This is a genomic window from Halopseudomonas nanhaiensis, assembly GCF_020025155.1.
Classification (GTDB): Bacteria; Pseudomonadota; Gammaproteobacteria; order Pseudomonadales; family Pseudomonadaceae; genus Halopseudomonas; species Halopseudomonas nanhaiensis.
In genome coordinates this window covers 3,565,153-3,587,446 of record NZ_CP073751.1, presented here as the reverse complement: position 1 = coordinate 3,587,446, position 22,294 = coordinate 3,565,153, and the positions used below count along the sequence as shown (strand labels likewise).

General features: G+C 62.2%; 25 protein-coding genes. 13 read left to right on the top strand and 12 right to left on the bottom strand.

Annotated features, from left to right (window positions below; genetic code table 11):
* Positions 1–25 precede the first annotated feature (25 nt).
* Genes KEM63_RS16595 through KEM63_RS16585 form a run of 3 tightly spaced genes read left to right on the top strand, consistent with a single transcriptional unit; the run spans position 26 to position 1,244 of the window.
* On the top strand, positions 26–373 hold the full coding sequence (locus KEM63_RS16595; protein ID WP_223653645.1) for a putative signal transducing protein: 348 nt from the start codon (positions 26–28) through the stop codon (positions 371–373).
* A 28-nt stretch (positions 374–401) separates the two neighbouring features.
* Positions 402–800, top strand: a complete 399-nt coding sequence (locus KEM63_RS16590; protein WP_223653643.1) for a GFA family protein — start codon at positions 402–404, stop codon at positions 798–800.
* 39 nt (positions 801–839) lie between these two features.
* On the top strand, positions 840–1,244 hold the full coding sequence (locus KEM63_RS16585) for a DoxX-like family protein (RefSeq protein ID WP_223653641.1): 405 nt from the start codon (positions 840–842) through the stop codon (positions 1,242–1,244).
* Between the two features lie 47 nt (positions 1,245–1,291).
* Here KEM63_RS16585 and KEM63_RS16580 read toward each other — a convergent pair whose 3' ends face one another.
* The 4 genes from KEM63_RS16580 to KEM63_RS16565 all read right to left on the bottom strand — a co-directional run bounded on the left by KEM63_RS16580 (position 1,292) and on the right by KEM63_RS16565 (position 4,790).
* Entirely contained in the window at positions 1,292–2,332 is a 1,041-nt protein-coding gene (locus KEM63_RS16580) for a DUF2157 domain-containing protein (RefSeq protein ID WP_223653639.1), read from the bottom strand.
* Positions 2,333–2,365: 33 nt separating this feature from the next.
* Complete coding sequence (locus tag KEM63_RS16575; protein ID WP_223653637.1) at positions 2,366–3,742, bottom strand: TRAP transporter large permease; 1,377 nt, start codon at positions 3,740–3,742, stop codon at positions 2,366–2,368.
* Positions 3,742–4,302 (bottom strand): TRAP transporter small permease subunit, encoded by a 561-nt coding sequence (locus tag KEM63_RS16570; RefSeq protein ID WP_223653635.1) that lies wholly within the window; start codon positions 4,300–4,302, stop codon positions 3,742–3,744. The genes KEM63_RS16575 and KEM63_RS16570 overlap by 1 nt, the downstream gene beginning before the upstream one ends.
* A gap of 95 nt (positions 4,303–4,397) precedes the next feature.
* Positions 4,398–4,790, bottom strand: a complete 393-nt coding sequence (locus KEM63_RS16565) for an acyl-CoA thioesterase (RefSeq protein WP_223653633.1) — start codon at positions 4,788–4,790, stop codon at positions 4,398–4,400.
* A 309-nt stretch (positions 4,791–5,099) separates the two neighbouring features.
* On the opposite strand from KEM63_RS16565, the gene KEM63_RS16560 reads away from it, so the two are divergent.
* From KEM63_RS16560 to phoU, 5 genes are all read left to right on the top strand, one after another.
* Positions 5,100–6,092: a PstS family phosphate ABC transporter substrate-binding protein gene (locus KEM63_RS16560; RefSeq protein WP_223653631.1), complete on the top strand. Its 993-nt coding sequence runs from the start codon at positions 5,100–5,102 to the stop codon at positions 6,090–6,092.
* Positions 6,093–6,172: 80 nt separating this feature from the next.
* Positions 6,173–7,117, top strand: a complete 945-nt coding sequence (gene pstC, locus KEM63_RS16555; protein ID WP_223653629.1) for a phosphate ABC transporter permease subunit PstC — start codon at positions 6,173–6,175, stop codon at positions 7,115–7,117.
* Positions 7,118–7,129: 12 nt separating this feature from the next.
* Positions 7,130–8,062, top strand: coding sequence for a phosphate ABC transporter permease PstA (gene pstA / locus KEM63_RS16550; RefSeq protein ID WP_223653627.1), 933 nt, complete (start codon positions 7,130–7,132; stop codon positions 8,060–8,062).
* Positions 8,063–8,143: 81 nt separating this feature from the next.
* Complete coding sequence (pstB, locus tag KEM63_RS16545; RefSeq protein ID WP_223655903.1) at positions 8,144–8,956, top strand: phosphate ABC transporter ATP-binding protein PstB; 813 nt, start codon at positions 8,144–8,146, stop codon at positions 8,954–8,956.
* Positions 8,957–8,997: 41 nt separating this feature from the next.
* On the top strand, positions 8,998–9,726 hold the full coding sequence (phoU, locus tag KEM63_RS16540; protein ID WP_223653625.1) for a phosphate signaling complex protein PhoU: 729 nt from the start codon (positions 8,998–9,000) through the stop codon (positions 9,724–9,726).
* A gap of 65 nt (positions 9,727–9,791) precedes the next feature.
* Here phoU and KEM63_RS16535 read toward each other — a convergent pair whose 3' ends face one another.
* Positions 9,792–10,109, bottom strand: coding sequence for a c-type cytochrome (locus KEM63_RS16535; RefSeq protein WP_223653623.1), 318 nt, complete (start codon positions 10,107–10,109; stop codon positions 9,792–9,794).
* Positions 10,110–10,349: 240 nt separating this feature from the next.
* Between KEM63_RS16535 and KEM63_RS16530 the strand changes: the two genes are divergently transcribed.
* Positions 10,350–11,261, top strand: a complete 912-nt coding sequence (locus KEM63_RS16530) for a response regulator (protein ID WP_223653621.1) — start codon at positions 10,350–10,352, stop codon at positions 11,259–11,261.
* Positions 11,262–11,285: 24 nt separating this feature from the next.
* Here KEM63_RS16530 and phoR read toward each other — a convergent pair whose 3' ends face one another.
* The 4 genes from phoR to KEM63_RS16510 form a co-directional block, all read right to left on the bottom strand.
* Positions 11,286–12,578 (bottom strand): phosphate regulon sensor histidine kinase PhoR, encoded by a 1,293-nt coding sequence (gene phoR, locus KEM63_RS16525; protein ID WP_223653618.1) that lies wholly within the window; start codon positions 12,576–12,578, stop codon positions 11,286–11,288.
* Between the two features lie 37 nt (positions 12,579–12,615).
* Complete coding sequence (gene phoB / locus KEM63_RS16520; protein ID WP_223653616.1) at positions 12,616–13,305, bottom strand: phosphate regulon transcriptional regulator PhoB; 690 nt, start codon at positions 13,303–13,305, stop codon at positions 12,616–12,618.
* 92 nt (positions 13,306–13,397) lie between these two features.
* Positions 13,398–14,288, bottom strand: a complete 891-nt coding sequence (ubiA, locus tag KEM63_RS16515) for a 4-hydroxybenzoate octaprenyltransferase (protein WP_223653614.1) — start codon at positions 14,286–14,288, stop codon at positions 13,398–13,400.
* Between the two features lie 26 nt (positions 14,289–14,314).
* A complete protein-coding gene (locus KEM63_RS16510) occupies positions 14,315–14,836 on the bottom strand; it encodes a chorismate--pyruvate lyase family protein (RefSeq protein WP_223653613.1) in 522 nt (173 codons plus the stop codon).
* Positions 14,837–14,979: 143 nt separating this feature from the next.
* Here KEM63_RS16510 and KEM63_RS16505 point away from each other — a divergent pair, with 143 nt between their 5' ends.
* From KEM63_RS16505 to KEM63_RS16495, 3 genes are all read left to right on the top strand, one after another.
* On the top strand, positions 14,980–15,147 hold the full coding sequence (locus KEM63_RS16505) for a rubredoxin (RefSeq protein WP_223653610.1): 168 nt from the start codon (positions 14,980–14,982) through the stop codon (positions 15,145–15,147).
* 23 nt (positions 15,148–15,170) lie between these two features.
* On the top strand, positions 15,171–16,325 hold the full coding sequence (locus KEM63_RS16500; RefSeq protein WP_223653608.1) for an NAD(P)/FAD-dependent oxidoreductase: 1,155 nt from the start codon (positions 15,171–15,173) through the stop codon (positions 16,323–16,325).
* A 207-nt stretch (positions 16,326–16,532) separates the two neighbouring features.
* Positions 16,533–16,805: an HU family DNA-binding protein gene (locus tag KEM63_RS16495; RefSeq protein ID WP_093396045.1), complete on the top strand. Its 273-nt coding sequence runs from the start codon at positions 16,533–16,535 to the stop codon at positions 16,803–16,805.
* A 44-nt stretch (positions 16,806–16,849) separates the two neighbouring features.
* On the opposite strand, the gene KEM63_RS16490 is transcribed toward KEM63_RS16495, so the two are convergent.
* The 3 genes from KEM63_RS16490 to KEM63_RS16480 form a co-directional block, all read right to left on the bottom strand.
* Positions 16,850–18,259, bottom strand: coding sequence for an aminoacyl-tRNA deacylase and HDOD domain-containing protein (locus KEM63_RS16490; RefSeq protein ID WP_223653606.1), 1,410 nt, complete (start codon positions 18,257–18,259; stop codon positions 16,850–16,852).
* A gap of 83 nt (positions 18,260–18,342) precedes the next feature.
* Positions 18,343–20,427 carry an ATP-dependent DNA helicase RecG gene (recG, locus tag KEM63_RS16485; RefSeq protein WP_223653604.1) on the bottom strand — a complete coding sequence of 695 codons (2,085 nt, stop codon included), beginning with the start codon at positions 20,425–20,427 and terminating at the stop codon, positions 18,343–18,345.
* A gap of 2 nt (positions 20,428–20,429) precedes the next feature.
* Positions 20,430–21,353 (bottom strand): hydrogen peroxide-inducible genes activator, encoded by a 924-nt coding sequence (locus tag KEM63_RS16480; protein ID WP_223653602.1) that lies wholly within the window; start codon positions 21,351–21,353, stop codon positions 20,430–20,432.
* 69 nt (positions 21,354–21,422) lie between these two features.
* Here KEM63_RS16480 and KEM63_RS16475 point away from each other — a divergent pair, with 69 nt between their 5' ends.
* On the top strand, positions 21,423–22,268 hold the full coding sequence (locus KEM63_RS16475) for an SDR family oxidoreductase (protein ID WP_223653600.1): 846 nt from the start codon (positions 21,423–21,425) through the stop codon (positions 22,266–22,268).
* The last annotated feature ends 26 nt before the right edge of the window (positions 22,269–22,294 follow it).

The following is a 22,294-nucleotide window of genomic DNA, read 5'->3' as shown; positions in this document are numbered from 1 at the left end:
GACGTCATGCCAAAAGGGTATCCCAATGCAACTCATCTACCGCGCCAGCGACATCACAGAAGCTCACATCGTCTCCGGCATGCTGCAGGCGCATGGGCTGGAGGCGTTTGTCGGTGGGCACTATCTGCAGGGTGCGATTGGCGATATGGCGGTGCAGGATTTCGCCGTGGTGCATGTGGCCGATGAAGATGTCGCTGAAGCGAAGCGATTGATCGCTGACTATGAGGAGCAGGCCGGCGGCGATACGGATTCCTATGGCTCAAGCATCGTTCGCAGAGCCGACAGGGTGGGAAGCTCGCCGTTGACCAGGCTGATCACCGGGATCGTGGTAGTCGTCGTGGTGGTTGTGTCGTTTTATCTTTTTGGCAGTTGAATCTCATTTGATCAATCGAGGACTCGTCATGAGCCATGCAGGACACTGTTATTGCGGGGCCATTCGTTATGAACTGTCAGGCGAGCCGAATGTGGTCGCCCTGTGTCACTGCACTGATTGCCAGCGCAGCGCTGGCGCGCCAGCGGTGTCCTGGGCGATGTTTCCCGAAGAAGCGCTGACGGTCACGCAGGGCGCGCCGAAAAGCATCAACGGGTCGGGTGGCGCGGTGCGCAGCTTCTGTCCGGAGTGCGGCAGTGGTCTGTTCTACTACAACGCGGTGAACCTGCCCGGGATCGTCGATGTGCAGACGGCGACACTCGATGATCCCGCGTCGCTGCCGCCGCAGGTTCAGATTCAGACGGCAGAGCGCCAGGGCTGGATGGCGCACCTGAACGAATTGCCCGCGTTCGAGCGGTTCCCTGAATGAGTCTGCCGCCAGGAGCGGGAGCGGGCGCGGGGAGGGGCGATGCCACCTGACGCCGCCTCGCAACCGGCTGGTATTGCCCGCCTGGCTCTGGGCGCCATGTTCATCTATCAGGGCCTGCTGCCGAAAATCCTGCTGACCAGCCCAACCGAGCTGAGACTGGTGGAGGCGAGCGGCCTCGGCTTGCCGGCCGAGCTCATTGTCCCGCTGGCCGGCGTTGGCGAGATCCTGCTCGGGCTGCTGATCCTGTTCCGCCGCGCTGGGCTATGGCCGGTTTACCTCGCTGCGGCGGCGCTGGTCGGGCTGGTGTTTTACGTGGCGGTCGTCATGCCCGGTTTGCTCGCCGAGGCGTTCAACCCGGTAACCACCAACCTGCTGGCGCTCGCTCTCTGCTACGTGATCGTGTGGTTGGAGGCACAGGCGTCACGAGGCGTGACGCCTGTCTGAGATGTGATGGCGCAGGAGTAGCGTGGTGCTCAGGCTCGCCTGCTGGTTCAGGCCGCCCCGTCGCGTGCATCGACCAGCTGCCGCAGCGCGGCGGGCAGCCAGTTGCGTAGCGTGCTGCTCAATCGCTCCTCATGACGCTGCCATACCGTGCCCACCCAGATCACACCGATACCGAGGAAGGTCAGCACGAAGGGAAACAGCATGCTGTCCTGGAAGACGTCGTAGGCCAGATGCCCGAAGTAGCCCGCGGCACCGAGCCCGCCGAAGACTGCGAAGACCCGCCGGCCAAGCAGGGTGCCGACAGCGATAATCGCCAGATTGATGCAAAGGTAGCCGAACTTGCTCAGTTCACTGTCGGAATCCATGGACGACAGCCCGCCCCAGAACGCTACCACCCCGAACAGGTACAGCCAGAATGCATAGTCGCGATCACCGCGTGCGTGCAAATCGACGCGGAACGCCAGTGCGATCATCAGCAGCCCGAAACCCAGCGACACCAGCTTGCGCTGTTCCCAGACATTGTCCTCGTTGCCGAACAGAAAGGGCGTGAGATCCATGCTCATGTACCAGAGCGTGACCGCCACGGGCATCACCAGAAACGGCAGGCGATAACGCCACAGCATGACCGCGCCGCAGGCCAGGGTGGCCAGTTCCATGAGCACCCAGCGCCAGTCGATCAATCGATGATACTCGCGGTACACCTGTCCTTCAGCCCACAACCCGAGCGCGGATTGCAGGCCGTAGATTGCCAGGGGTGTCAGGGCAATGACGAACGCACCGGTGATGCCGGCGGGTATCGCCAGCTGTTTGCGTAGCAAGGACTCGGTCAGACAGATCCCTGCGGCGGCATAGGCCAGTGCGATGCAGACGATGCCCCAGCCGCCGAATCGATCCCAACCGAGCGTCATGAACAGGGTCATTGCGCCGATGGCAATACAGCCGCCGAGATAGTAGAGCACATGCGTGGCGCGCAGGCCCGGGGTCTGGGCGGCACGGCCGGCAAGATAATCCCAGAGCTGCTGCGCCTGCGGTTCGGTCAGCAGGCCCTGGTCGGTGGCATCCTTGAGCAACGTGCGGTTCAATTTCATCGTCAATCCTTGAGCGAAGGCTGACCGCCCTGGTTAGCGTCCCAATGTGGCTGGCAACCAGGTAATCAATCCCGGCCATATTGCGGCAATCGCCAGCATCAGTATCTGTATCGCAATGAACGGTAGCACGCCGCGATAAATGGCGGCAGTCGGCACGCTCGACGGCGTCACACTTCGCAGATAGAACAGCGAGAAGCCGAAGGGCGGGGTAAGGAAGGAGGTCTGCAGGTTCAGTGCGATCATCACCCCCAGCCAGATCGGATCGATGCCCATGGCCAGCAGCACCGGCCCGACGATGGGCACTACCACGAAGGTGATCTCGATGAAGTCGAGAATGAAGCCGAGCAGAAAGATCACCAGCATCACCAGTAACGTGGCAGTGAAGGCGCCGCCCGGCAGCTGGGCGAATACGTCATGGATCAGGTCCTCACCCCCGAAACCGCGGAACACCAGCGAGAAGATCGAGGCGCCGATCAGGATCAGAAATACCATGGCGCTGATTTCGGTCGTGGCGTAGGCCACTTCACGCAGGCGTTGCAGGTTCAGCTGGCGCTTGAACGCGGCGAGAATGCCGGCGCCCAGCGCGCCGACGGCGGCCGCTTCGGTCGGCGTGGCAATGCCTGCCAGGATCGAACCAAGCACGGACATGATCAGTAGCAGCGGCGGCACCAGGCTGGTCAGCAGCTGGACTACGCTGACCTGGCCGCGCTCCTCGGGCGGCAAAGCCGGTAGCGCCTTGGGCCTGAAGATCGCCATACCGACCAGATACGCTAGATACAGGCCGACCAGTACCAGCCCCGGCAGCAACGCGCCAATGAACAGATCGCCAACGGTGACAGTCTTGGGCGAAAAGATCCCCATACGCAGCTGGGCCTGCTGATAGGCGCTGGAGAGCACATCCCCCAGCAGCACCAGTACGATCGAAGGCGGAATGATCTGCCCCAGTGTGCCGGTGGCCGCGAGGGTGCCGGTGGCCAGCGCCGGGTCGTAGCCGCGGCGTAGCATGGTCGGCAGCGCCAGCAGGCCGAGCGTGACCACGGTGGCGCCAACGATGCCGGTGCTGGCTGCGAGCAGAGCACCGACCAGACAGACCGAAATCGCCAGCCCCCCACGCAGGCCGCCGAACAGGCGCGACATGGCGTCGAGCAGATCTTCAGCGATCCGCGATTTTTCCAGCATCACGCCCATGAACACGAACAGCGGCACGGCGAGCAGCGTCTGGTTGTTCATGGTGCCGAACAGGCGGCTGGGCAGCGCACCGAAGAAGCTCGGCTCGAAGGTGCCGGTCAGCGAACCGATAGCGGCGAACAGCAGCGATACCCCACCGAGGGTAAAGGCCACCGGGAAACCGGCCATCAAGGTCAGACACAGGCAGATGAACAGCAATACCGCCATGAATTCTGCGCCCATCACAGTGCCTCGGCGTGGTCAGGTTGCAGGTGGGTAGGCAGCTTGCCGGTAAGTACGCACAGGGTTTTGATGATCTGCGAGATCGCCTGTAGCAACAGGCTTCCGACCAGCAGCAGGATGATGCTCTTCTGCAGGTAGACGAAGGGCAGGCCACCGGCCTCCGATGAACGTTCACCGCGTGTCCAGGAGACGGCGACGTAATCCCAGCAGGTCCACGCCAGGAACAGACACATTGGCAACATCAGCAGCAGTGTGCCCAGCAGATCGGTCAGCGCCTGGTGCCGGGCATTCTGTCGGCGAAAGAAGATATCCACGCGTACATGGGCGTCACGCTGCACCGCCCAGGCCGCCGCGCCCATGAACACCAGGGCGTGCGCGTACATGACCAGCTCCTGGGTTGCCGTGGCGCCGATACCGAACGCATAGCGCAGCAGCACCACAGCGCAGGTCAGCAGCACCAGCAGGACGGACAGCCAGGCAACGCCGCGGCCGAGCAGGGCATTGGCGGCGTCGATCAGACGCGAAAGGCTCAGGGCAAGGTTGGCGAATTGGCCGGGCATCGGATGGTTCCGCAACGGTGTTAGCTGGGCAAGCGGGCTTCGCAGCTGTCATCAATCGGTAACGCTCGCGCGTCACTGTCTGGCTGAGGCCGCTGTCAGGACGGGATGATGCGCGTACGGCCCCGATCGTCGATGGCTACGAAGACAAAGACCGCCTCGGTGACCTTGCGACTGTCATCGTGGGCAAGGTCTTCGCTCCACACTTCCACGCAGATCTTGATCGAGCTGCGGCCGATGTCCAGCACGTGGCAGTGGAAAGCCAGTTGCGCGCCTACCGGGACCGGCACCATGAAACCCATGCGGTCGATCGCTACCGTAGCAACCCGTCCGCGAGCGATGCGCGAGGCAGTGCCGGTGCCGGCCACGTCCATCTGTGACACGAGCCAGCCGCCATAGATGTCGCCGAAACTGTTGCAGTCGCGCGGTAGCGCGGTGACCTTGAGCGCCAGGTCCCCGTTCGGGACCGGATCCTTGTCTAGATCGTGCATGGGATTCTCGTAAAAGTCTTTGTAGTTGTTTTGGCAGAACGCCCGGCGGAGGCCTGTTGACATCCGTCAAGAACGCGTATCTTAAGGGATTGCCAGCCTCCTCTCAATGAATCCTTCGCCGGTGTTCAGAAAGTTCCCTGCCATACTCAGCTTTCACATAACTGTCATAATTCCGGAATAAGATTGTCACGTTCCTCCCATAACGTTTGCTCCAGTGCTTGCTATGGAGCGTCTCTGGAAGAGATCGAGCGTTGATACAAGTGCCATGGTCGTTAGTACCGATGACAATGTAAAAACTGGAGAAAGAGCATGAAGAAAGGTCTGATGGTTACTGCTGTTCTGGCGAGCAGCCTGCTGGCACAAGCCGTATATGCAGCCGAAACCGTACAAATCGACGGTTCCAGCACAGTTTTCCCGATCTCCGAAGCGATGGCTGAGGAATTCCAGTCGGCCGAGAAAGGCGCCACTCGCGTGACTGTCGGCGTATCCGGCACTGGCGGCGGCTTCAAGAAGTTCTGCCGCGGCGAAACCGACATGACCGGCGCTTCCCGCCCGATCAGCCCGGAAGAAGTCCAGCTGTGCAAGGAGAACAAGGTCGAATTCATCGAGCTGCCGGTTGCCATGGACGCCCTCACTGTCGTCATCAACCCGCAGAATGACTGGGTTGACCATCTGACCGTGGAAGAGCTCAAGACCATGTGGGAGCCCGAAGCACAGGGCAAGATCAGCAACTGGAACCAGGTTCGCGACAGCTTCCCTGACCGCAAGCTGAACCTGTTTGGCCCTGGCGTGGACTCCGGTACTTACGACTACTTCACCACTGCCGTCGTAGGCAAGGCGCACTCCAGCCGTGGCGACTTCACTGCCAGTGAAGACGACAACGTTCTGGTACAGGGCGTAGCGAACGACCGCAATGCACTGGGTTTCTTCGGTCTGGCTTATTACGAAGAAAACAAGAACAAGCTCAAGGCCGTGCCGATCGCCTACAAGGGCAAGGACGCAGTCGAGCCGAGCCTGGAAACCGCTGGTGACGGCAGCTACCAGCCGCTGACTCGCCCGCTGTACTACTATGCCAGCAAGGCATCCCTGGAAAACAAGCCGCACGTAGACAAGTTCGCATCGTTCCTGCTGTCGCAGGACAACACCGAGCTGGTCCAGGAAGCTGGCTACGTTCCGATGGGCGACAAGGTGTATGAAGCTGCGCAGCGCGTCCTGAAAGAGCGCGAAGTCGGCACAGCCTACGAAGGCGCAGAAGTAGGCGTCGACGTGGTTGAGACCCTGAGCCGCAAGAAGCACTACTAAGCAAGACGGTTGAAAAAGCGGGGGCTCATGCCTCCGCTTTTTCACATCCAAATCCAGCAGATCCGACACGAGCCTGAACGATGACCGAAACCGTAACCGCCCGACAGGGGTCCGAGCGCAGCTTCACCGTTTCGCCCCACTTCCTGCGCCGGCGTGCAATCATCAACGAAATCGCCCGCGCCATCCTGTGGGCATCCGCAGCGCTTTCGGTGCTGGTCACCGTCGGTATCGTCTATGTTCTGGTCAGCGAATCGCTGGCTTTCTTCGATCACGTTTCGCTCTGGGAATTCGTGTCGTCCACGACCTGGACGCCGGTGTTCGCCAACCCTCAGTTCGGCATCTGGCCGCTGCTGTCCGGCACGTTGACCGTGTCAGGTATTGCGTTGTGTATCGCTATTCCCTTGGGACTGCTGCTGGCTGTGTATCTGAGCGAATACGCACCCGACCGGGTACGTGAAGTGATCAAACCGATCCTGGAATTGCTCGAAGGCGTTCCGACCGTTGTATACGGCTATTTCGCTCTGCTGCTGGTTACGCCCATGCTGCAGATCATTTTCCCCGAGCTGCCCGGATTCAACATGCTGGCGCCGGGTCTGGTGCTGGGCATCATGATCCTCCCCTACGTCACCTCGCTGAGCGAGGACGCGATGCGCGCGGTTCCCAACGGGTTGCGCGAGGGCGGATATGCCCTGGGCTATTCACGATTTCACACCGCGTTCCATGTCGTCATTCCCGCGGCGATCTCCGGTATCACGGCCTCGTTCGTCCTGGCGATGTCGCGCGCCGTAGGTGAGACCATGGTGGTGGCGATCGCTGCCGGGCAGATGCCGCATTTCACCTTCAACCCGATGGAAGGGGCTGCCACCATCACCACCTTCATCGTACAGGTGACCCTCGGCGATGTGCGGCACGGATCGATCGCCTACCAGTCGATCTTCGCCGCCGGCCTGGTCCTGTTCCTGCTGACACTGGTGTTCAACCTGATCGGCTTCTACCTGCGCCGCCGCTTCCGCCAGGCGTATTGAGGACTGCTACCCATGAGATCGCTTACCGATAATGTTCAGTCCGGCGTGAACTACGCATCGATCGCCCGGAAGAATCGCTCCACCGACATGGTGCTGGCAGCCTTGGGTATATTCGTGCTGTTCATCGCCATCACCACGCTGCTGGCGCTGTTCGTCGACCTGGTGATCACCGGCTACCCGCGTCTGGCCGATCCTGATTTCTACACCAGCTTCCCATCACGAAAGCCTCTCCAGGCGGGCATTCTGTCTGCGTGGGTCGGTACCATCCTGGTGATGATCGTCACCGCGGTGCTGGCCATTCCGCTGGGCGTCGCGGCCGGGCTGTATCTTGAGGAGTACGCCGGGAGCAACTGGTTGACCGACATCATCGAGATCAACGTCTCCAACCTGGCCGGCGTACCGTCGATCGTATACGGTCTGCTGGCGCTGGGCCTGTTCATCTATACCTTCGGCATGAGCGAAACGGTGCTGGTGGCCGGTATGGTATTGGCACTGCTGATTCTGCCGATCATCATCGTCGCCACCCGCGAGGCGGTGCGCTCGATTCCCAAGGAGCTGCGCGAGGCAGCCTATGGACTCGGCGCGGACCAGTGGCAAACCATGTCGCAGTACATCCTGCCGGCCGCCAAGCCGGGCATCATCACCGGCGCCATTGTCGGGCTGTCGCGGGCCATCGGCGAAACCGCACCGATCATCACCATCGGCGCCCTGACGTTCATTGCCTTCCTGCCGCCGTCGCCTGTCTCTGGGGATGCGCCGTTCATCAACTTCGACTGGTTGTTGAGCCCCTTCACGGTCATGCCGATCCAGATGTTCAGCTGGATTTCGCGGCCGCAGGCGGACTTCCACCTCACTGCGGCGGCGGCGGGTGTGGTGCTGATCGTGATGACATTTATGATGAACGCGTTGGCGATCTACATCCGCTATCGCGCTCGCAAAGGTTGAGAGCGGGCCATGTCCGCGCTGAATGATCAAGGCGGTTCTCTTATGAACGCACAGGTTCCCAACGATATGAGCCAAGTAGTCATGACCCAGACCAATGCTGACAAAACGCGGGATCGCTGGTATCTCGAACCCACCGAGCCGCTGCGGGCCCGTGTCGACAATCTGAAATTCTGGTACGGCGACGGCACCCAGGCAATTGATGACATCAACCTGCCGCTCGTCGACAAGAAGGTGACATCGCTGATCGGGCCGTCCGGCTGCGGCAAGAGCACGTTGCTGCGCTGCTTCAACCGCATGCACGACCTGTACAAGGGTGTGCGGTATTCCGGTGCGATCAATCTGTATCCGGAAAACGAAAACCTGATCGATCTGGACCCCAGCGTGGTGCGCATGCGCATCGGCATGGTGTTTCAGAAGCCCAACCCGTTTCCCAAGTCGATCTACGACAACGTTGCTGCCGGCCTGAAGATTCGCGGTATTCGCAATCGCACCCAGCTTGACGAGATCGTCGAGAATTCCCTGCAGCAGGCCGCGTTGTGGGATGAAGTGAAGGATCGCCTGCATCAGTCGGCGTTCAGCCTGTCCGGTGGCCAGCAGCAGCGTCTGTGTATCGCGCGGGCCCTGGCCGTACAGCCGGAAGTGCTGCTGCTGGACGAGCCGACCTCGGCACTTGATCCGATTGCCACGGCCAAGGTCGAGGATCTGATCGATCAGCTCAACGGCAAGGTGACGATTCTCATCGTCACGCACAACATGCAGCAGGCGGCCCGCGTCTCGCATTACAGCGCCTACATGTATCTCGGCAAGCTGATCGAGTACAACGATACGCACGAGCTGTTCACGCGTCCCAAGTGCCAGCGCACCGAGGACTACATCACTGGCAGGTTCGGTTGATTCCGCGACGGACACTGATCCGTACGGTTTAAGGAGCACGTATGCCCAACAAGCAGAATGGTCATCTTCAGCACATATCGCAGCAGTTCAATACCGAGCTAGGCCAGCTTCGCACCGATTTCCTGAAAATGGGCGGCATGGTGCAGGATCAGGTCGTCCAGGCGATCGAATCGCTGGTCAGCCAGAATACCGACCTCGCCGAAAAGACGCGTAGTGCCGACAAGGAAGTCGACCGCATGGAACGGTTGATCGACGAGGAAGCCTATCGGGTCATTGCCAAGCGTCAGCCTACCGCCAGTGACCTGCGTCTGGTCATGTCGGTCGTGAAGATGGTCGCCGACCTCGAGCGGATCGGTGATGAAGCGAAGAAAATTTCCAAGTTCGCGATCAGCCTCAGCGAAAACGAGGCCAATGTGAACGGCCCACGCGGGCTGCTCGAGGCGCGGCACATCAGCAACCACGTCAGCGAAATGGTCCGGGACGCGCTGGATGCCTTCGCCCGCTTCGATACGGCGCTGGCCTTGAAGGTCATGAAGGAAGACAAGCGCGTCGATGAAGAGTACAAGGCGGCCACGCGCACACTGGTTACCTTCATGATGGAAGACCCGCGCAACATCAGCAGCTGCCTGTCGATCATGTGGGTGTTTCGTTCGCTGGAGCGGGTTGGCGATCACGCCTGCAACATCGCCGAGCAGGTAATCTTCATGGTCGAAGGCGAGGATGTACGTCACACGCCGATGGCCGAGCGCGAGAAGATCGTCGGCCACTGAAGCGAGCCGAACCGCTGCAATGAAAAGCCCGCCGATTGGCGGGCTTTTTTTACCACTGCGACAACTCAGTCGTTCAGGCTCAGGACCCACTTGGCAAGGGTCGTGGCCTCTTCTTCGGTTACAGGGTTGGCCGGCATCGGGATCTGCCCCCAGGTACCGACGTGACCGTTCTTGATATGGTCAGCCAGCATGGCGATGTTTTCGTCGTTGTCCTCGTACTTTTCAGCGACTTCCTTCAGGCTGGGACCGACTACCTTGGTATCCATCTGGTGACAGGCGGCACAGGGCTTGCTCTTGTACAGCGCTTCTCCGTCTTCGGCCAGCGCCGCGTGGGTGGACAGCAGAGCGCCGGCAGTGATCAAAGGCAACAGCAACTTTTTCATGGATTGTCCTCGAGGCTATCGTGGGGGCGGCTGGCTGCCGCCTCGTTATTCGTCATTCGGAATGCGCAAGGTATTGACCCCATAACTAGCAGGTTTTCTCCCCAGGAGGCAATGACCAGATTGTCGCATGCGGTGAATCAGCCGCCGTACGGCGGATCGTGATGGCGTTTCGCTGCAAAGTCTTGCGGTTTCCGCAGCGGTCTGCGTTAAGCTAGGCGCGAAGCTGATGAGAGATATCACATGGCGAAAGTGTCCGTCCTGATTGTGGACGATGCCCCCTTTATTCGAGACCTGATAAAGAAGGCCCTGCGCAGTCATTTTCCCGGATTGCAGATCGAAGAGGCCATCAATGGTCGCAAGGCCCAGCAGATGCTCAGCCGGGCGGAATTCGATCTGATCCTCTGCGACTGGGAAATGCCCGAGATGGGCGGGCTGGAGCTGCTCAAGTGGTTTCGTGGTCAACCCGGTACCGGGGCGACGCCGTTCGTCATGGTGACCAGCCGCGGCGACAAGGAAAATGTCGTCGAGGCAATACAGGCCGGGGTTAGTGACTATGTCGGCAAGCCGTTCAGCAACGAACAGCTGATCGCCAAGGTCAAGAAGGCTCTGCAGCGCTCCGGACGCCTCGCCCTGCTGCAGGGTGGTGCGCCCAAGCCGACCGTCAGCAGCGGACTGGATACCATTGCCAATCTGACTGGCAACCGCCGTGCAGAACCGCCGCCGAGCGCGCCGCCACCGAAGCCGCGACCGATTGCACCACCCGCCGTATCAGCCAGCGCGCCCGCGGAGGAAGCCCCGGTTGCCGCTGCAGAGTCGGTGCGTGGACAGGCGCAGTTGCGCTTGCCCGGCCAGCAGTTCGCCTGCGTGATCAAGACGCTCAGCCTGCGTGACGCCCTCGTCGTGGTTCGCCGCGGCGAGCGAATGCCCCAGGTGTTCGAAAGCGGCGTGCTGGACCTGGAACAGGATTCGGATCGCTCGGTGGCCCGGGTCAATGCCTACGTGCACGCCGTCGCGTCGATGGAACCGAAGATGGACTGCGAGTGGGTCAAGGTAACGCTGAAGTTTGTCGATCAGGATCCGGAGAAGCTGGATTATCTTTCGCGTCTGATCGCATCGGGCACCGCCCAGCAACATTATTCTCCGGGAGCCTGAGGCTCTCGAACCGCCGCTATCCGCTCACACCAGTCGCTTGAGCGGGAAGTGGCAGGTAAAACTGCTGCCCTGACCTACCGCACTGTGTATCTTCAGCTCGCCGTCATGACGTATCAGTACATGCTTGACGATGGCCAGGCCCAGACCGGTTCCGCCGGTGTTGCTGTTACGGCTTGAATCGACCCGGTAGAAGCGTTCGGTCAGCCGCGAGATGTGCTGCGGGGCAATTCCTACACCGTTGTCACGCACGCTCATGTGCGCTCCGTTATCGTCCACCCACCAGCGAACGTGGATGTCGCCGCCAGCCGGCGTGTACTTGACCGCATTGAACACCAGGTTGGAGAAAGCGCTGCGCAGCTCCCCCTCGACGCCGAGCAGACGGCGGTCGGACAGTGCTTCGAGTGTGATGCGATGATTCTGCTCGCCTGACAGCGCCTGAGCGTCCTGACGAATCGTCGCCAGCATGCGCTCGACAGCCACCGGCTTGGTTTCCGCTGCGGTATCGGAGGTTTCGAGTCGCGCCAGCAGGAGCAGATCGTTGAGCAGGCTCTGCATCCGCCGGCCCTGCTGCTGCATCTGCAACAGCGCCCGCTTCCAGCGCGGGTTGATCTCGTCGACGTTGTCGGTCAGCGTTTCCAGGTAGCCGACCACTACGGTGAGCGGAGTGCGAAGCTCGTGGGAGACGTTGGCCACGAAGTCCTTGCGCATCTGCTCGAGGTTGTGCAGCCGGGTCACGTCGCGGACCACCATCAGCCGCTCCCCCTCACCATAGCGGGTGATCGCATACTGCAGCCAGACGTTGGCATCGATGGGTGAGTGGATATCCAGCGTCTCGCGATACGCGCCCTGTTCGAAGAAGCTGACGAAACGCGGGTCACGAATCAGGTTGGTGACGGTCTGGCCGCTGTCGGCGGGTGCACGCAGGCCCAGTAGCCGCTCCGCCGCGTGATTCCACCACTCCAGATGCCCCTCGCGATCGACCATCACTACCGCATCCTTGAGCGCAGCGGTGGACGACTGGATGCGATCGATCACTGCCTGCAGCCGCTGGCGGTGCCGCGCGTCGCGCCGCTGCATCTGGTAGATGCTGTCGAAGATGTCGTGCCACACGCCGCGGGCATCGGGCGGTAGCTCGTTCGGATGGTTCTTCAGCCAGTTCTGAAAGCGAAGAAGCTGACGGAGGGTCCAGAGGGTATGCAGCGCCAGGCCTGCGGCAAGTGTCCACGCCAGCTGATCAATCAGCAGGCCAAACAGGGTGCAAAGGAGCAGAAGCAGGGCGAGACGATACAGGACCGCGCGGAACCAGTTGATCGTCACGCATCACTCCCTTGTTCAGTGCAGTCCGGAAGGCCGATCAGCTACGGGTGGAGAACCGGTAACCCGTGCCGCGCACGGTTTGTACCAGATGTTCGTAATTGCTGCCCAGCGCCTTGCGCAAACGGCGAATGTGAACGTCGACGGTGCGCTCTTCGACATAGACATTGCCACCCCAGACCTGATCGAGCAACTGGCCGCGAGTATAGGCCCGTTCCTGATGGGTCATGAAGAACTGCAGCAGGCGGTATTCGGTCGGGCCCATTTCGGCGGGGCTGTCATCGATGGTGACGCGGTGACTGACCGGGTCCAGATGCAGGCCGTTCACCTCGATCGGCGCTTCGCTGTCCACCGGGCCGGTGCGACGCAGCACAGCCTTGAGCCGCGCGACCAGCTCGCGGGGGGAGAACGGTTTGGTGATGTAATCGTCGGCGCCCACTTCGAGGCCCTGAATCTTGTTGTCTTCCTCGCCCTTGGCAGTGAGCATGATGATCGGAATATCCGAGGTCATGTCGTCGCGCTTGAGGCGTCGGGCCAGTTCGATCCCGGTGGTACCTGGAAGCATCCAGTCGAGCAGAATCAGGTCGGGCTTGCTGTCGATGATGCTGGCGTGGGCCTGTTGGGTGGTTTCCGCCTCCAGGCATTCGTACCCGGCCATCTCCAGCGCTACTGCGATCATCTCGCGAATCGGCGCTTCGTCATCCACGATCAATATGGTTTTGCCTGCCATGGTTTACCGTCTCGTTGCAGATTCCTGATATGCGCCGATTAGATAACAGATTTGTTGCAGTTGTATGACGAGATGTCCGATGAGCGGCGAGCTCAGCGCAGCCAGTAGTCGAGCGCCAGGCCGATGAACACCAGCAGGCCGCTCCAGTGGTTCGACAGGAAGGCATTGAAGCACGCATGCGCTTCACGCTCGCGAATCAGCCAGTGCTGCCAGGCGAAGCTGAGCAACATGGCGCCGAGCCCGGCGTAGAAGAACGGGCCGAGTTCAAAGCGTCGCCCGACCAGCACCAGGCAGATCAGCGTCAGACCCTGAAGCAGGGCGATGATCGCCCGGTCGGCCTCACCAAACAGAATCGCCGTGGACTTGATGCCGATACGCAGATCGTCCTCCCGATCGCACATGGCATATTCGGTGTCGTAAGCCACGGTCCAGATCAGGTTGGCCAGAAAGACCAGCCACAGCGCCGCAGGCAACGCTTCGGCCTGCGCGGCGAACGCCATGGGGATGGCCCATGAAAAGGCTGCTCCGAGCACCACCTGTGGATAGAAGGTGAACCGCTTGCAGAATGGATACAGCGTCGCCAGGGCGATACCCCCGAAGGCCAGCTTGATGGTCAGCGCGTTGGTGAACAGCACCAGTGCGGCGCTCAGCGTCACGAGGATGGCGAACAGAATCAGCGCCTCGCGCGCGGTGACTCGACCGGTAGCCAGGGGACGCTGACGGGTTCGCGTCACATGACCGTCGAAATTGCGGTCGGCGTAATCGTTGATCACGCAGCCGGCGGCGCGCATGCAGATTACTCCGAGCACGAAGATCACCAGATTCTTTACATCGGGCACGCCTTCGGCAGCCAGCCAAAGCGCCCACATTGTCGGCCACAGCAGCAGGTAGGTGCCGATGGGCCGGTCCAGCCGCATCAATTGTATGAAGTCGTCGGCGCGGGGGTGAACGCGGCGTAACGGTTTGGTCAGCAAGCCAAGCAAGGTGCTTCTCCGCTCGAGGGTGCAGGTCAGTTGGCCGGTGGCCAACCGTCCAAGAATACTTCACAGACCAGCAGCCGCAAGCTGGCATGGGAAAACTGTGACCGTCTCCCCCAGAGCCCGACCTGCTGGTGCTCGGCTGGCAGCCAGTGGGCAGGGTAGCGGCTTATTTCGATGTCGCTGCGCTCGATGCGCGCATCGGCGAATAGCACCTCGCCGAGACTGCGCGTGCCCAGACGCTCCAGATCCAGCCCGGAATCGGCGAGCGACGCAAGTGGAGCCACGCTCCGGGCAAACACGCGCGGTGCGCCCGCAGCATGTAGCAACACCTCGCGAACCCAGGCGTCTGCTCCGGGTTGAATACCCAGCGCCAGCGCTTCATCTTCCCGCGCCGCTTGCACCGACTGTCGCAGCAACTCGACGCAGAAGTCGTCCCCCCCGGCGGCCATCAACCGACGGGTCAGGGAGCCCTGGCCGCGGAGCCAGTCATACAGAGGATCGGCGGGCGGGGCGGGATGGTGCTCGGCAGGCAGCCAATGGGGAACGGTCACGGAAGGTTCAGGGTCTGCGGTGGAAGCGAAGGCGCAAGGTTAGCATGATTGCCCATCTTCTGGCCGCCCTGCGCGCTTGGCGCTGGCGGTCTATTACGGTAGTGTCGCTGCAATTTTCCTAACGACGTTTCGGGACGATATTCATGAAGAAGTGGCAGTGTGTGGTGTGCGGGCTGATCTATGACGAAGCCGAGGGCTGGCCGGATGACGGCATCGCCCCCGGCACGCGCTGGGAGGACGTTCCCGCGGACTGGCTATGCCCCGATTGTGGTGTGGGCAAGGAAGATTTCGAGATGATCGAGATCGGCTGATTCAACTGCACAGGAAGTTCGTCGTGTCCGATTCTGCTCCGCTGTTGATTCTTGGTACCGGCCTGGCCGGCTACAATCTCGCCCGTGAGTTTCGCAAGCTCGATACCGAGCGGCCGCTATGCCTGGTCACCGCTGACGACGGCCGGTTCTATTCCAAACCCATGCTCTCGACCGGCTTTTCCAAGGGCAAGGAAGCCGATGAGCTGGCAATGCAGTCGGCCGCAGCGATGGCCGAGCAGCTTGACGCGCGCATCCTGGTGAATACACGCGTGACCGGTATCGACGCGGGAACCCGACGGATACTGACCACGGACGGACAGCTGGCCTACAGCGATCTGGTACTGGCCAGCGGTGCCGAAGCACGTCGGCTGCCCTGGGCCGAAGCGCTGGGCGAGCGGCTGCAATCGGTCAATGATCTCATCGACTACGCGCGCTTCCGCGCTGCGCTTGCCGGCAAGAAAAACGTCGTGATCATCGGTGCAGGTCTGATCGGCTGTGAGTATGCCAACGACCTCGCAGCGGCCGGGTACTCGGTGCAGGTTATCGCGCCAGATCAGCAGGTCATGGCAGGTCTCCTGCCGCCGGAAATCGCCGCTGCGGTGCAGCATGGGCTCGAGGTGCTGGGCGTGCGCTTTCATCTGCGCCAGGGCATCCGTGACATGCGGCCCGCTGCTCACGGCATCAGCGTGATCCTCGAGGACGGCAGCCTGGTGGAAGGGGAGCAGGGATTGTCCGCAATCGGTCTGGTGCCGGGGCGGGCGCTGGCAGAGCAGGCCAGGCTGGACGTGGCGCACGGCATCAAGGTCGACCGCCGGTTGCGCACCTCTGCCGAGCACGTCTATGCCCTGGGCGATTGCGCCGAAGTCGCGTCGCTCAGCCTCATGTACGTGATGCCATTGATGGCCGCAGCGCGGGTACTGGCGCAGAACCTGGCTGGCGGTGACGCTGAACTGAGCTATGGACCGATGCCGATCACGGTGAAGACGCCCGCCTGCCCATTGGTCGTCTCGCCACCGCTGACGGCTACCGAGGGCAGCTGGACCATCACCGGGGACGGGGCCAACCTTCGCGGGCTGTTTCACGATGCACACGGACAATTGCACGGGTACGCGTTAAGCGGCGCGCTGGTCAGCGAAAAGCTGCAGCTCAACCGCCAGCTGCCGGCCTGGATGCCCTGAACGCGGCCGTCTGGCCGGTTTCACCTGCCTTTTGTCAGCAAAAGACGAGGTTCTGTCCGGCTTCGTCGCGCTCGGCTCTGGCGCAACGCCACGACTCATGCCATGCTGGTTTGGCTGGGACATGCCAGGCCCCGGGTGCTGGTGGCCTTGGCGCTGTCGCGAGGACGCGGCAGGAAAAACAAAAACAACAGACAATGAGGCTTCAATATGCGTAAACCGGATCTCGCCGCGGCGATCGCCGACAAGGCCGACCTGAGTAAAGACCAGGCCAACCGTGTGCTCAACGCCGTACTGGATGAAATCACTCAGGCTCTCAGCCGCAAGGACACCGTGACCCTCGTCGGGTTTGGCACCTTCCTGCAACGCCATCGCGGCGCCCGCACCGGGAAAAATCCGCAGACCGGCGATCCGGTGCAGATCAAGGCCAGCAATACCGTTTCCTTCAAACCGGGCAAGAGCCTCCGCGACTCGGTCAATTGAGCCCGCCGGCCGGAGGCCGATTCAGGCCTCCGGTGCGACTTCCGTCATTTCCAGCCGTGTTTGAATTCGTGCACCAGCACGCGTAGCGCGTCTCGCGCGTCCAATACCTTGTCAGCCGCTTTCGCCGCCGCCTCGCGCGACAGATGCAACCGCTCGAGCAGCTCGTCGGGTATCGGCATTTGCGGTCCGCTGCCAATGTCGCGCTCGCGCAGCAGGGCCAGGGTCAGATAAACCATGTTGGCATACACGTGCAGGTCGCCCTTGTAGGCCGGTTCGTGCTGATAGCGGATCGCGGTCGACACCTCAGCAGGCATATCCCAGTAACGCATCAGCCAGCTGCCGATCTGATCGCGGGTCACGCCGAGCAGGTGTTGCTCGATCAGATGAGAAGGTACATGCGGGTTGGCTTCCACGTGCCGACAGATCAGCTTGAAGTAGGGCGGGAAGATGTACGCCAGCACCAGATATCCGAAATTGTGCAGGAGGCCGGCAAGATAGTTCAGGCCCAGTTCGGGCCGCTTGTCGCGGGGCATGGCCTTGGCAAGCCCTTCGATGACCGCGGCACTGTAGATAGCCTGTTCCCAGTATTGGGTGCTGCCTTCGGCGGTGTCCTTGGGCAGACTGAAGGTCTTGCCCAGAGCCAGGCCGACGGCCAGATTGATCACCAGATCGAATCCCAGCACACGACCGATGGCGTCTTCCACCGAGCGGATCTTGCCGGGAGCAGCGTAATACGGTGACGAGGCCCAGCTAACCACCTGGGCGGCCAGGCTGGGGTCGGTCTCGACCACATCCGCCAGTTGCTCGATCGTCGCATCTGCGTCCACCCGCAGCTTCATCACCTTCTGTGCGGTTTCCGGCAGCGGCGGGATCTCGATGGTCTCTTCCAGGCGCTGGCGCATGCGCAGAGCCGTGAAGTTTTTCACTGCGTCGCTGATGTTGCTGCGGTCCTGCTCCGGGTCGGTTGGCAGAGGCTCAAGACTGCTCAACGGCACAGCGAAGCGTCCGGAGCTGGCTTTGGAAATCAGTGCGCCGATGTCGTCCCCTTCAAGCTCCAGGTACAGGCCCGGCAGCCCGCTGTCGACCCATAACCGGTTGTGTTCGAGCAACTGCTGCTCGAACACGCATGGCGAGCCGAACACCAGCGGAAGACCCGGAACGCTGGTCATCTCGTGCTTGGCGAGAATGCGTTCGGCCTGCGCCATGCGCACCGGCTCGAGCTCGCGACCGAGCAACTCGCCAATTCGCTTGAGGTCGAGCAGATGATCGCGCGGGAACAGCGCCAGCAGCATGCCGACGCTATCGCCGAGCAGGCAGGCCTGAACCTGCTGCGCCAGTGGTCCGAGCTGGTCGGCCTGGCGCAGGTGATAGCGGATGCCCTGCTGTTGCAGAAGCTTCTCGATCGAGTCGGGGAGGCTGTCGTGACCGGCGTCATTGGCAGGGAGCGTGTTCATCGGCGAGTTCCTTCTGGTCGGGCTGTCAAAAGCCGCTACAGGATTTTTCGCTGATCTTAGCATGGCCTCCGCGACGAAGCGGGTCAGACTTGCGCGAATTGCTGCCCGTGAGCCAACCATCGGTCGATAAGCGGCTGAACATGCCCCGGATACTCCCGCGCCAGACGTTTGGCTGCGTCCTGCACTTCCGGCAGCAGATCCGCGTCGCGCACCAGATCCGCTACGCGAAACTGGACCAGCCCGGTCTGACGGGTGCCGAGCACCTCGCCGGGGCCTCGCAATTCCAGATCCTTTTCGGCGATGACGAAACCGTCCGAGCTTTCACGCATGATGCCCAGGCGCTCGCGCCCAAGCGCTGACAGCGGGGCGTGATAGAGCAGTACACAGTGGCTTGCGGTGCTACCCCGTCCGACCCGGCCACGGAGTTGGTGCAGCTGCGCCAGGCCCAGGCGTTCGGGGTTCTCGATGATCATCAGGCTGGCGTTGGGCACGTCCACGCCGACCTCGATCACAGTGGTGGCAACCAGCAGGTGCAGGTCGCCAGCCTTGAAGGCGGCCATGATCTCGGCCTTCTCAGCCGGTTTCATGCGGCCATGAATCATGCCGATGGACAACTCCGGCAGACTTTCGCACAGCGCGGCCCAGCTGACTTCGGCTGCCTGCGCCTGCAGCTGCTCGGATTCCTCGATCAGCGTACAGACCCAATAGGCCTGTCGGCCTTCGGCACAGCCGGCCCGCACGCGCTCGACCACCTCCTCGCGTCGACTGTCGGAGATCAGCACGGTGTTGATCGGCGTCCGGCCTGGCGGCAGCTCGTCGAGTACCGAGGTATCCAGATCGGCATAGGCGCTCATCGCCAGCGTGCGCGGTATCGGCGTGGCGGTCATGATCAACTGGTGCGGGGAGAATTGCCCGGCTGCGCCCTTGTCACGCAGGGCCAGCCGCTGCTGCACACCAAAGCGGTGCTGCTCGTCGATGATCGCCAGCCCCAGATTGTGGAACCGCACCTCGTCCTGAAACAGTGCATGGGTGCCGACCACCATCGCCGCATCACCAGTGCCGATGAGCTGCAGCTGGTTGGCCCGCGCCTTGCCCTTGAGCTTGCCGGCCATCCAGGCAACGGAAATGCCCAGCGGTGCGAACCAGCGCTGGAAGTTGATGAAATGCTGCTCGGCAAGGATTTCGGTGGGCGCCATCAGCGCAACCTGCCAGCCCGCTTCCAGCGCCTGCAGCGCAGCGAGTGCGGCGACCACGGTCTTGCCCGCGCCGACATCGCCCTGCACCAGTCGCAACATCGGACGCGGCTGGTGTAGATCGCGTACCACGTCATCGGCTACACGGCGCTGTGCGCCGGTCAGCGGAAAACCGAGTTGCTCGACAAACTGTCTGGCAAGCGCGCCGCTGGCCGTCATGACCGGGGCACGGCGCGAGCGGACCTGCGCACGCAGGCGCAGCATCGCCAACTGGTGAGCCATCAGCTCTTCGAACGCCAGGCGGTGCTGGGCCCAGTGGCGACCGTCCTGCAGGGCCTCGAGGTCTACATCGGGCGGTGGCCGGTGCAGTGTGCGGATGGCCTCACGCAGTGGCGCCAGGTCATGGGCGGTCGCTATGTCGGGCGGTAGCAGTTCAGTCAGGCTGTTGCCCGATGCCAGCCACTGCAGTGCCGCTTCGCTGAGACTGCGCAGGCGTAACTGCGACAGACCCTCTGTGGCCGGGTAGATCGGCGTCAGCGTGTCGGCAACCGGGGCGGTCTGCCCGCTCTCCAGGTTCTGCATCTCGGGGTGGTAGATTTCCAGCCCCGACGCCCCGGGGCGCACTTCGCCGTAGCAGCGCAGATGAGTGCCGCGTTGCAGGCTGGCCTTGAGGGCAGCGGAAAAATGGTAGAAACGCAGGCTCAGCGTGCCCGTGCCGTCCTGCAGCCGACACAGCAGGCTGCGTCGCCGTCCCATGACTACGTCGGCGGCCTGGACGACGCCCTCGACTACAGCGTCCATGCCGGGCCGCAGGGCGCCGATGGGGGTCACGCGGGTGCGGTCCTGATAACGCAACGGGAGATGAAACAGGACATCTTCCACGCTGCGCAGCCCCAGCCGTTCGAGCTTGTCGGCGAGCGCCGGGCCGACGCCCTTGATGACGGTGAGGCCGGTGCGCTCGGAGCGAGGCGGCATCGTTACCTGGCAGCTTGCGGCGGCTGGCTGATCGAGCACAGGCGGATCGAATCGCTGAGGATTTCGACCGCCTTGGGGCGCGGGAAGCTGGCTCGCCAGGCAATGGCCACGGTGCGGTAGGGCACCGGCGAGGTGAACTGCTTGGTGACCAGCAGATCGGAGCTGTAGTAGCGATCATCGGCGGCCGACATCGGCAACACGGTCATGCCGATGCCTGAGGCCACCATGTGCCGAATGGTTTCCAGCGAACTGGATTCCACTGTGGTGTGCTTGTGCTGTTCATCGCCCTTGCGGATGCTCGGGCAGGCTTCGAGCACCTGATCACGGAAGCAGTGACCTTCACCCAGCAGCAACAGCTTGCTGTCGTCCAGCTCATCGAGTGTCACCGTCTCGCGGCTGGCCCAGGGGTGGCTGGCCGGTACCAGCAGGCTGAAGGGCTCGTCGTACAGCGGCTTGGTCAATACGTCCGGCTCGTTGAACGGCAGGGCCACGATGATTGCGTCGAGCTCGCCGTTGCGCAGCTTGTCGCGCAGCACATGGGTGAAGTTCTCCTCGATGTACAACGGCATTTCCGGTGCGACACGATGCAACTGAGGCACCAGATGCGGAAACAGGTACGGCCCAATGGTATAGATGGCGCCGACCTTCAATGGCGCCGAGAGCTGGTTCTTCCCGGAACTGGCCAGCTCGCGAATGGCTGACGCCTCCTCCAGCACCCGCTGCGCCTGCGTAACGATCCGCTCGCCGATGGGCGTGACCCGCACCGCGCTTTTGCTGCGCTCGAAGATCATCACGCCGAGCTCATCTTCCAGCTTCTTGACGCCGACGCTGAGCGTGGGCTGCGATACGTGGCAACGCTCGGCGGCATGGCCGAAATGTTGTTCCTGAGCCAGAGTAACGATGTAGCGCAGTTCGGTGAGGGTCATGGCTTATACTGAGTCCACAATGTATTCAAGCCAAGCATAGCGGGTTGATCGATAGAGGAAAACAATCGAATGAGACAGGTTGTGATTGCCGGATGCGGCGACCTTGGCGGCGCGCTGGCCGAGCGGCTCATGGCACAGGGTTGGACGGTATACGGCATGCGCCGTGATACCTCGCGGTTGCCCGAGGGTGTGCAGCCCCTGACCGGGGACCTTCTCACCGATGACTGCCCCGCCGACTGGCCGCGCAAGATCGATTATCTGGTCTATTGCCCCGCAGCAGGCAAGCGCGATGCCGAGCTTTACCGCGCGCTGTATGTGGACGGTTTGCGCAGGGTCGTCGGCTGGATGGCCGAGCGCCGCCAGCAACCCCGGCACCTGTTGCAGATATCCAGTACTGGTGTGTACGCGCAAAGCCAGGGTGAGTGGGTGACCGAGAACAGCCCGGCACTGGCCGACTCGGATACCGCCCGGGCGCTTATCGAAGCGGAGGACGTGGCGCTGCGCAGTGGCATTCCCGCGTCGGTGGTGCGTCTGGCGGGGATCTACGGCCCCGGGCGCAACCGGCTGATCGAGCAGGTGCGCGCCGGTGTAGCCGTGCCCGCCGATCCGGTGCAGTACACCAACCGGATTCATCGCGATGACGCTGCCGGGTTGCTGCAGCATCTGCTGGTGCAGGCCGACCAGCACGAACTGCTGGCGCCCTGTTATCTGGGCGTGGACGACGAGCCGGCTCCGCTTCACGAGGTCTGTAGCTGGCTGGCCGAACAGCTCGGCACCACACTGGCTGCAGAGGGCCCCGGCATTGGTCGAACCGGGAGTAAGCGCTGCAGCAACGCGCTGGCGCGGGAGACCGGCTGGGTGCCTGGCTATCCGAGCTACCGGGAAGGTTACGCGGCCATGTTGAGCGAAGCCTGAGGAAGCAGTGGTGATCTTCGGCGCCT

What these genes read in the sequence shown, in the direction of transcription:
- KEM63_RS16595 (WP_223653645.1), top strand. Translation starts at nt 26, where the DNA reads ATGCAACTCATCTACCGCGCCAGCGACATCACAGAAGCTCACATCGTC.
- KEM63_RS16480 (WP_223653602.1), bottom strand. Translation starts at nt 21,353, where the DNA reads ATGACCCTCACCGAACTGCGCTACATCGTTACTCTGGCTCAGGAACAA.
- KEM63_RS16490 (WP_223653606.1), bottom strand. Translation starts at nt 18,259, where the DNA reads ATGAACACGCTCCCTGCCAATGACGCCGGTCACGACAGCCTCCCCGAC.
- phoU (WP_223653625.1), top strand. Translation starts at nt 8,998, where the DNA reads ATGCCCAACAAGCAGAATGGTCATCTTCAGCACATATCGCAGCAGTTC.
- KEM63_RS16560 (WP_223653631.1), top strand. Translation starts at nt 5,100, where the DNA reads ATGAAGAAAGGTCTGATGGTTACTGCTGTTCTGGCGAGCAGCCTGCTG.
- KEM63_RS16505 (WP_223653610.1), top strand. Translation starts at nt 14,980, where the DNA reads ATGAAGAAGTGGCAGTGTGTGGTGTGCGGGCTGATCTATGACGAAGCC.
- phoB (WP_223653616.1), bottom strand. Translation starts at nt 13,305, where the DNA reads ATGGCAGGCAAAACCATATTGATCGTGGATGACGAAGCGCCGATTCGC.
- pstA (WP_223653627.1), top strand. Translation starts at nt 7,130, where the DNA reads ATGAGATCGCTTACCGATAATGTTCAGTCCGGCGTGAACTACGCATCG.
- KEM63_RS16475 (WP_223653600.1), top strand. Translation starts at nt 21,423, where the DNA reads ATGAGACAGGTTGTGATTGCCGGATGCGGCGACCTTGGCGGCGCGCTG.
- KEM63_RS16585 (WP_223653641.1), top strand. Translation starts at nt 840, where the DNA reads ATGCCACCTGACGCCGCCTCGCAACCGGCTGGTATTGCCCGCCTGGCT.
- pstB (WP_223655903.1), top strand. Translation starts at nt 8,144, where the DNA reads ATGACCCAGACCAATGCTGACAAAACGCGGGATCGCTGGTATCTCGAA.
- KEM63_RS16570 (WP_223653635.1), bottom strand. Translation starts at nt 4,302, where the DNA reads ATGCCCGGCCAATTCGCCAACCTTGCCCTGAGCCTTTCGCGTCTGATC.
- KEM63_RS16535 (WP_223653623.1), bottom strand. Translation starts at nt 10,109, where the DNA reads ATGAAAAAGTTGCTGTTGCCTTTGATCACTGCCGGCGCTCTGCTGTCC.
- KEM63_RS16530 (WP_223653621.1), top strand. Translation starts at nt 10,350, where the DNA reads ATGGCGAAAGTGTCCGTCCTGATTGTGGACGATGCCCCCTTTATTCGA.
- KEM63_RS16565 (WP_223653633.1), bottom strand. Translation starts at nt 4,790, where the DNA reads ATGCACGATCTAGACAAGGATCCGGTCCCGAACGGGGACCTGGCGCTC.
- KEM63_RS16580 (WP_223653639.1), bottom strand. Translation starts at nt 2,332, where the DNA reads ATGAAATTGAACCGCACGTTGCTCAAGGATGCCACCGACCAGGGCCTG.
- KEM63_RS16590 (WP_223653643.1), top strand. Translation starts at nt 402, where the DNA reads ATGAGCCATGCAGGACACTGTTATTGCGGGGCCATTCGTTATGAACTG.
- KEM63_RS16575 (WP_223653637.1), bottom strand. Translation starts at nt 3,742, where the DNA reads ATGGGCGCAGAATTCATGGCGGTATTGCTGTTCATCTGCCTGTGTCTG.
- KEM63_RS16495 (WP_093396045.1), top strand. Translation starts at nt 16,533, where the DNA reads ATGCGTAAACCGGATCTCGCCGCGGCGATCGCCGACAAGGCCGACCTG.
- pstC (WP_223653629.1), top strand. Translation starts at nt 6,173, where the DNA reads ATGACCGAAACCGTAACCGCCCGACAGGGGTCCGAGCGCAGCTTCACC.
- recG (WP_223653604.1), bottom strand. Translation starts at nt 20,427, where the DNA reads ATGCCGCCTCGCTCCGAGCGCACCGGCCTCACCGTCATCAAGGGCGTC.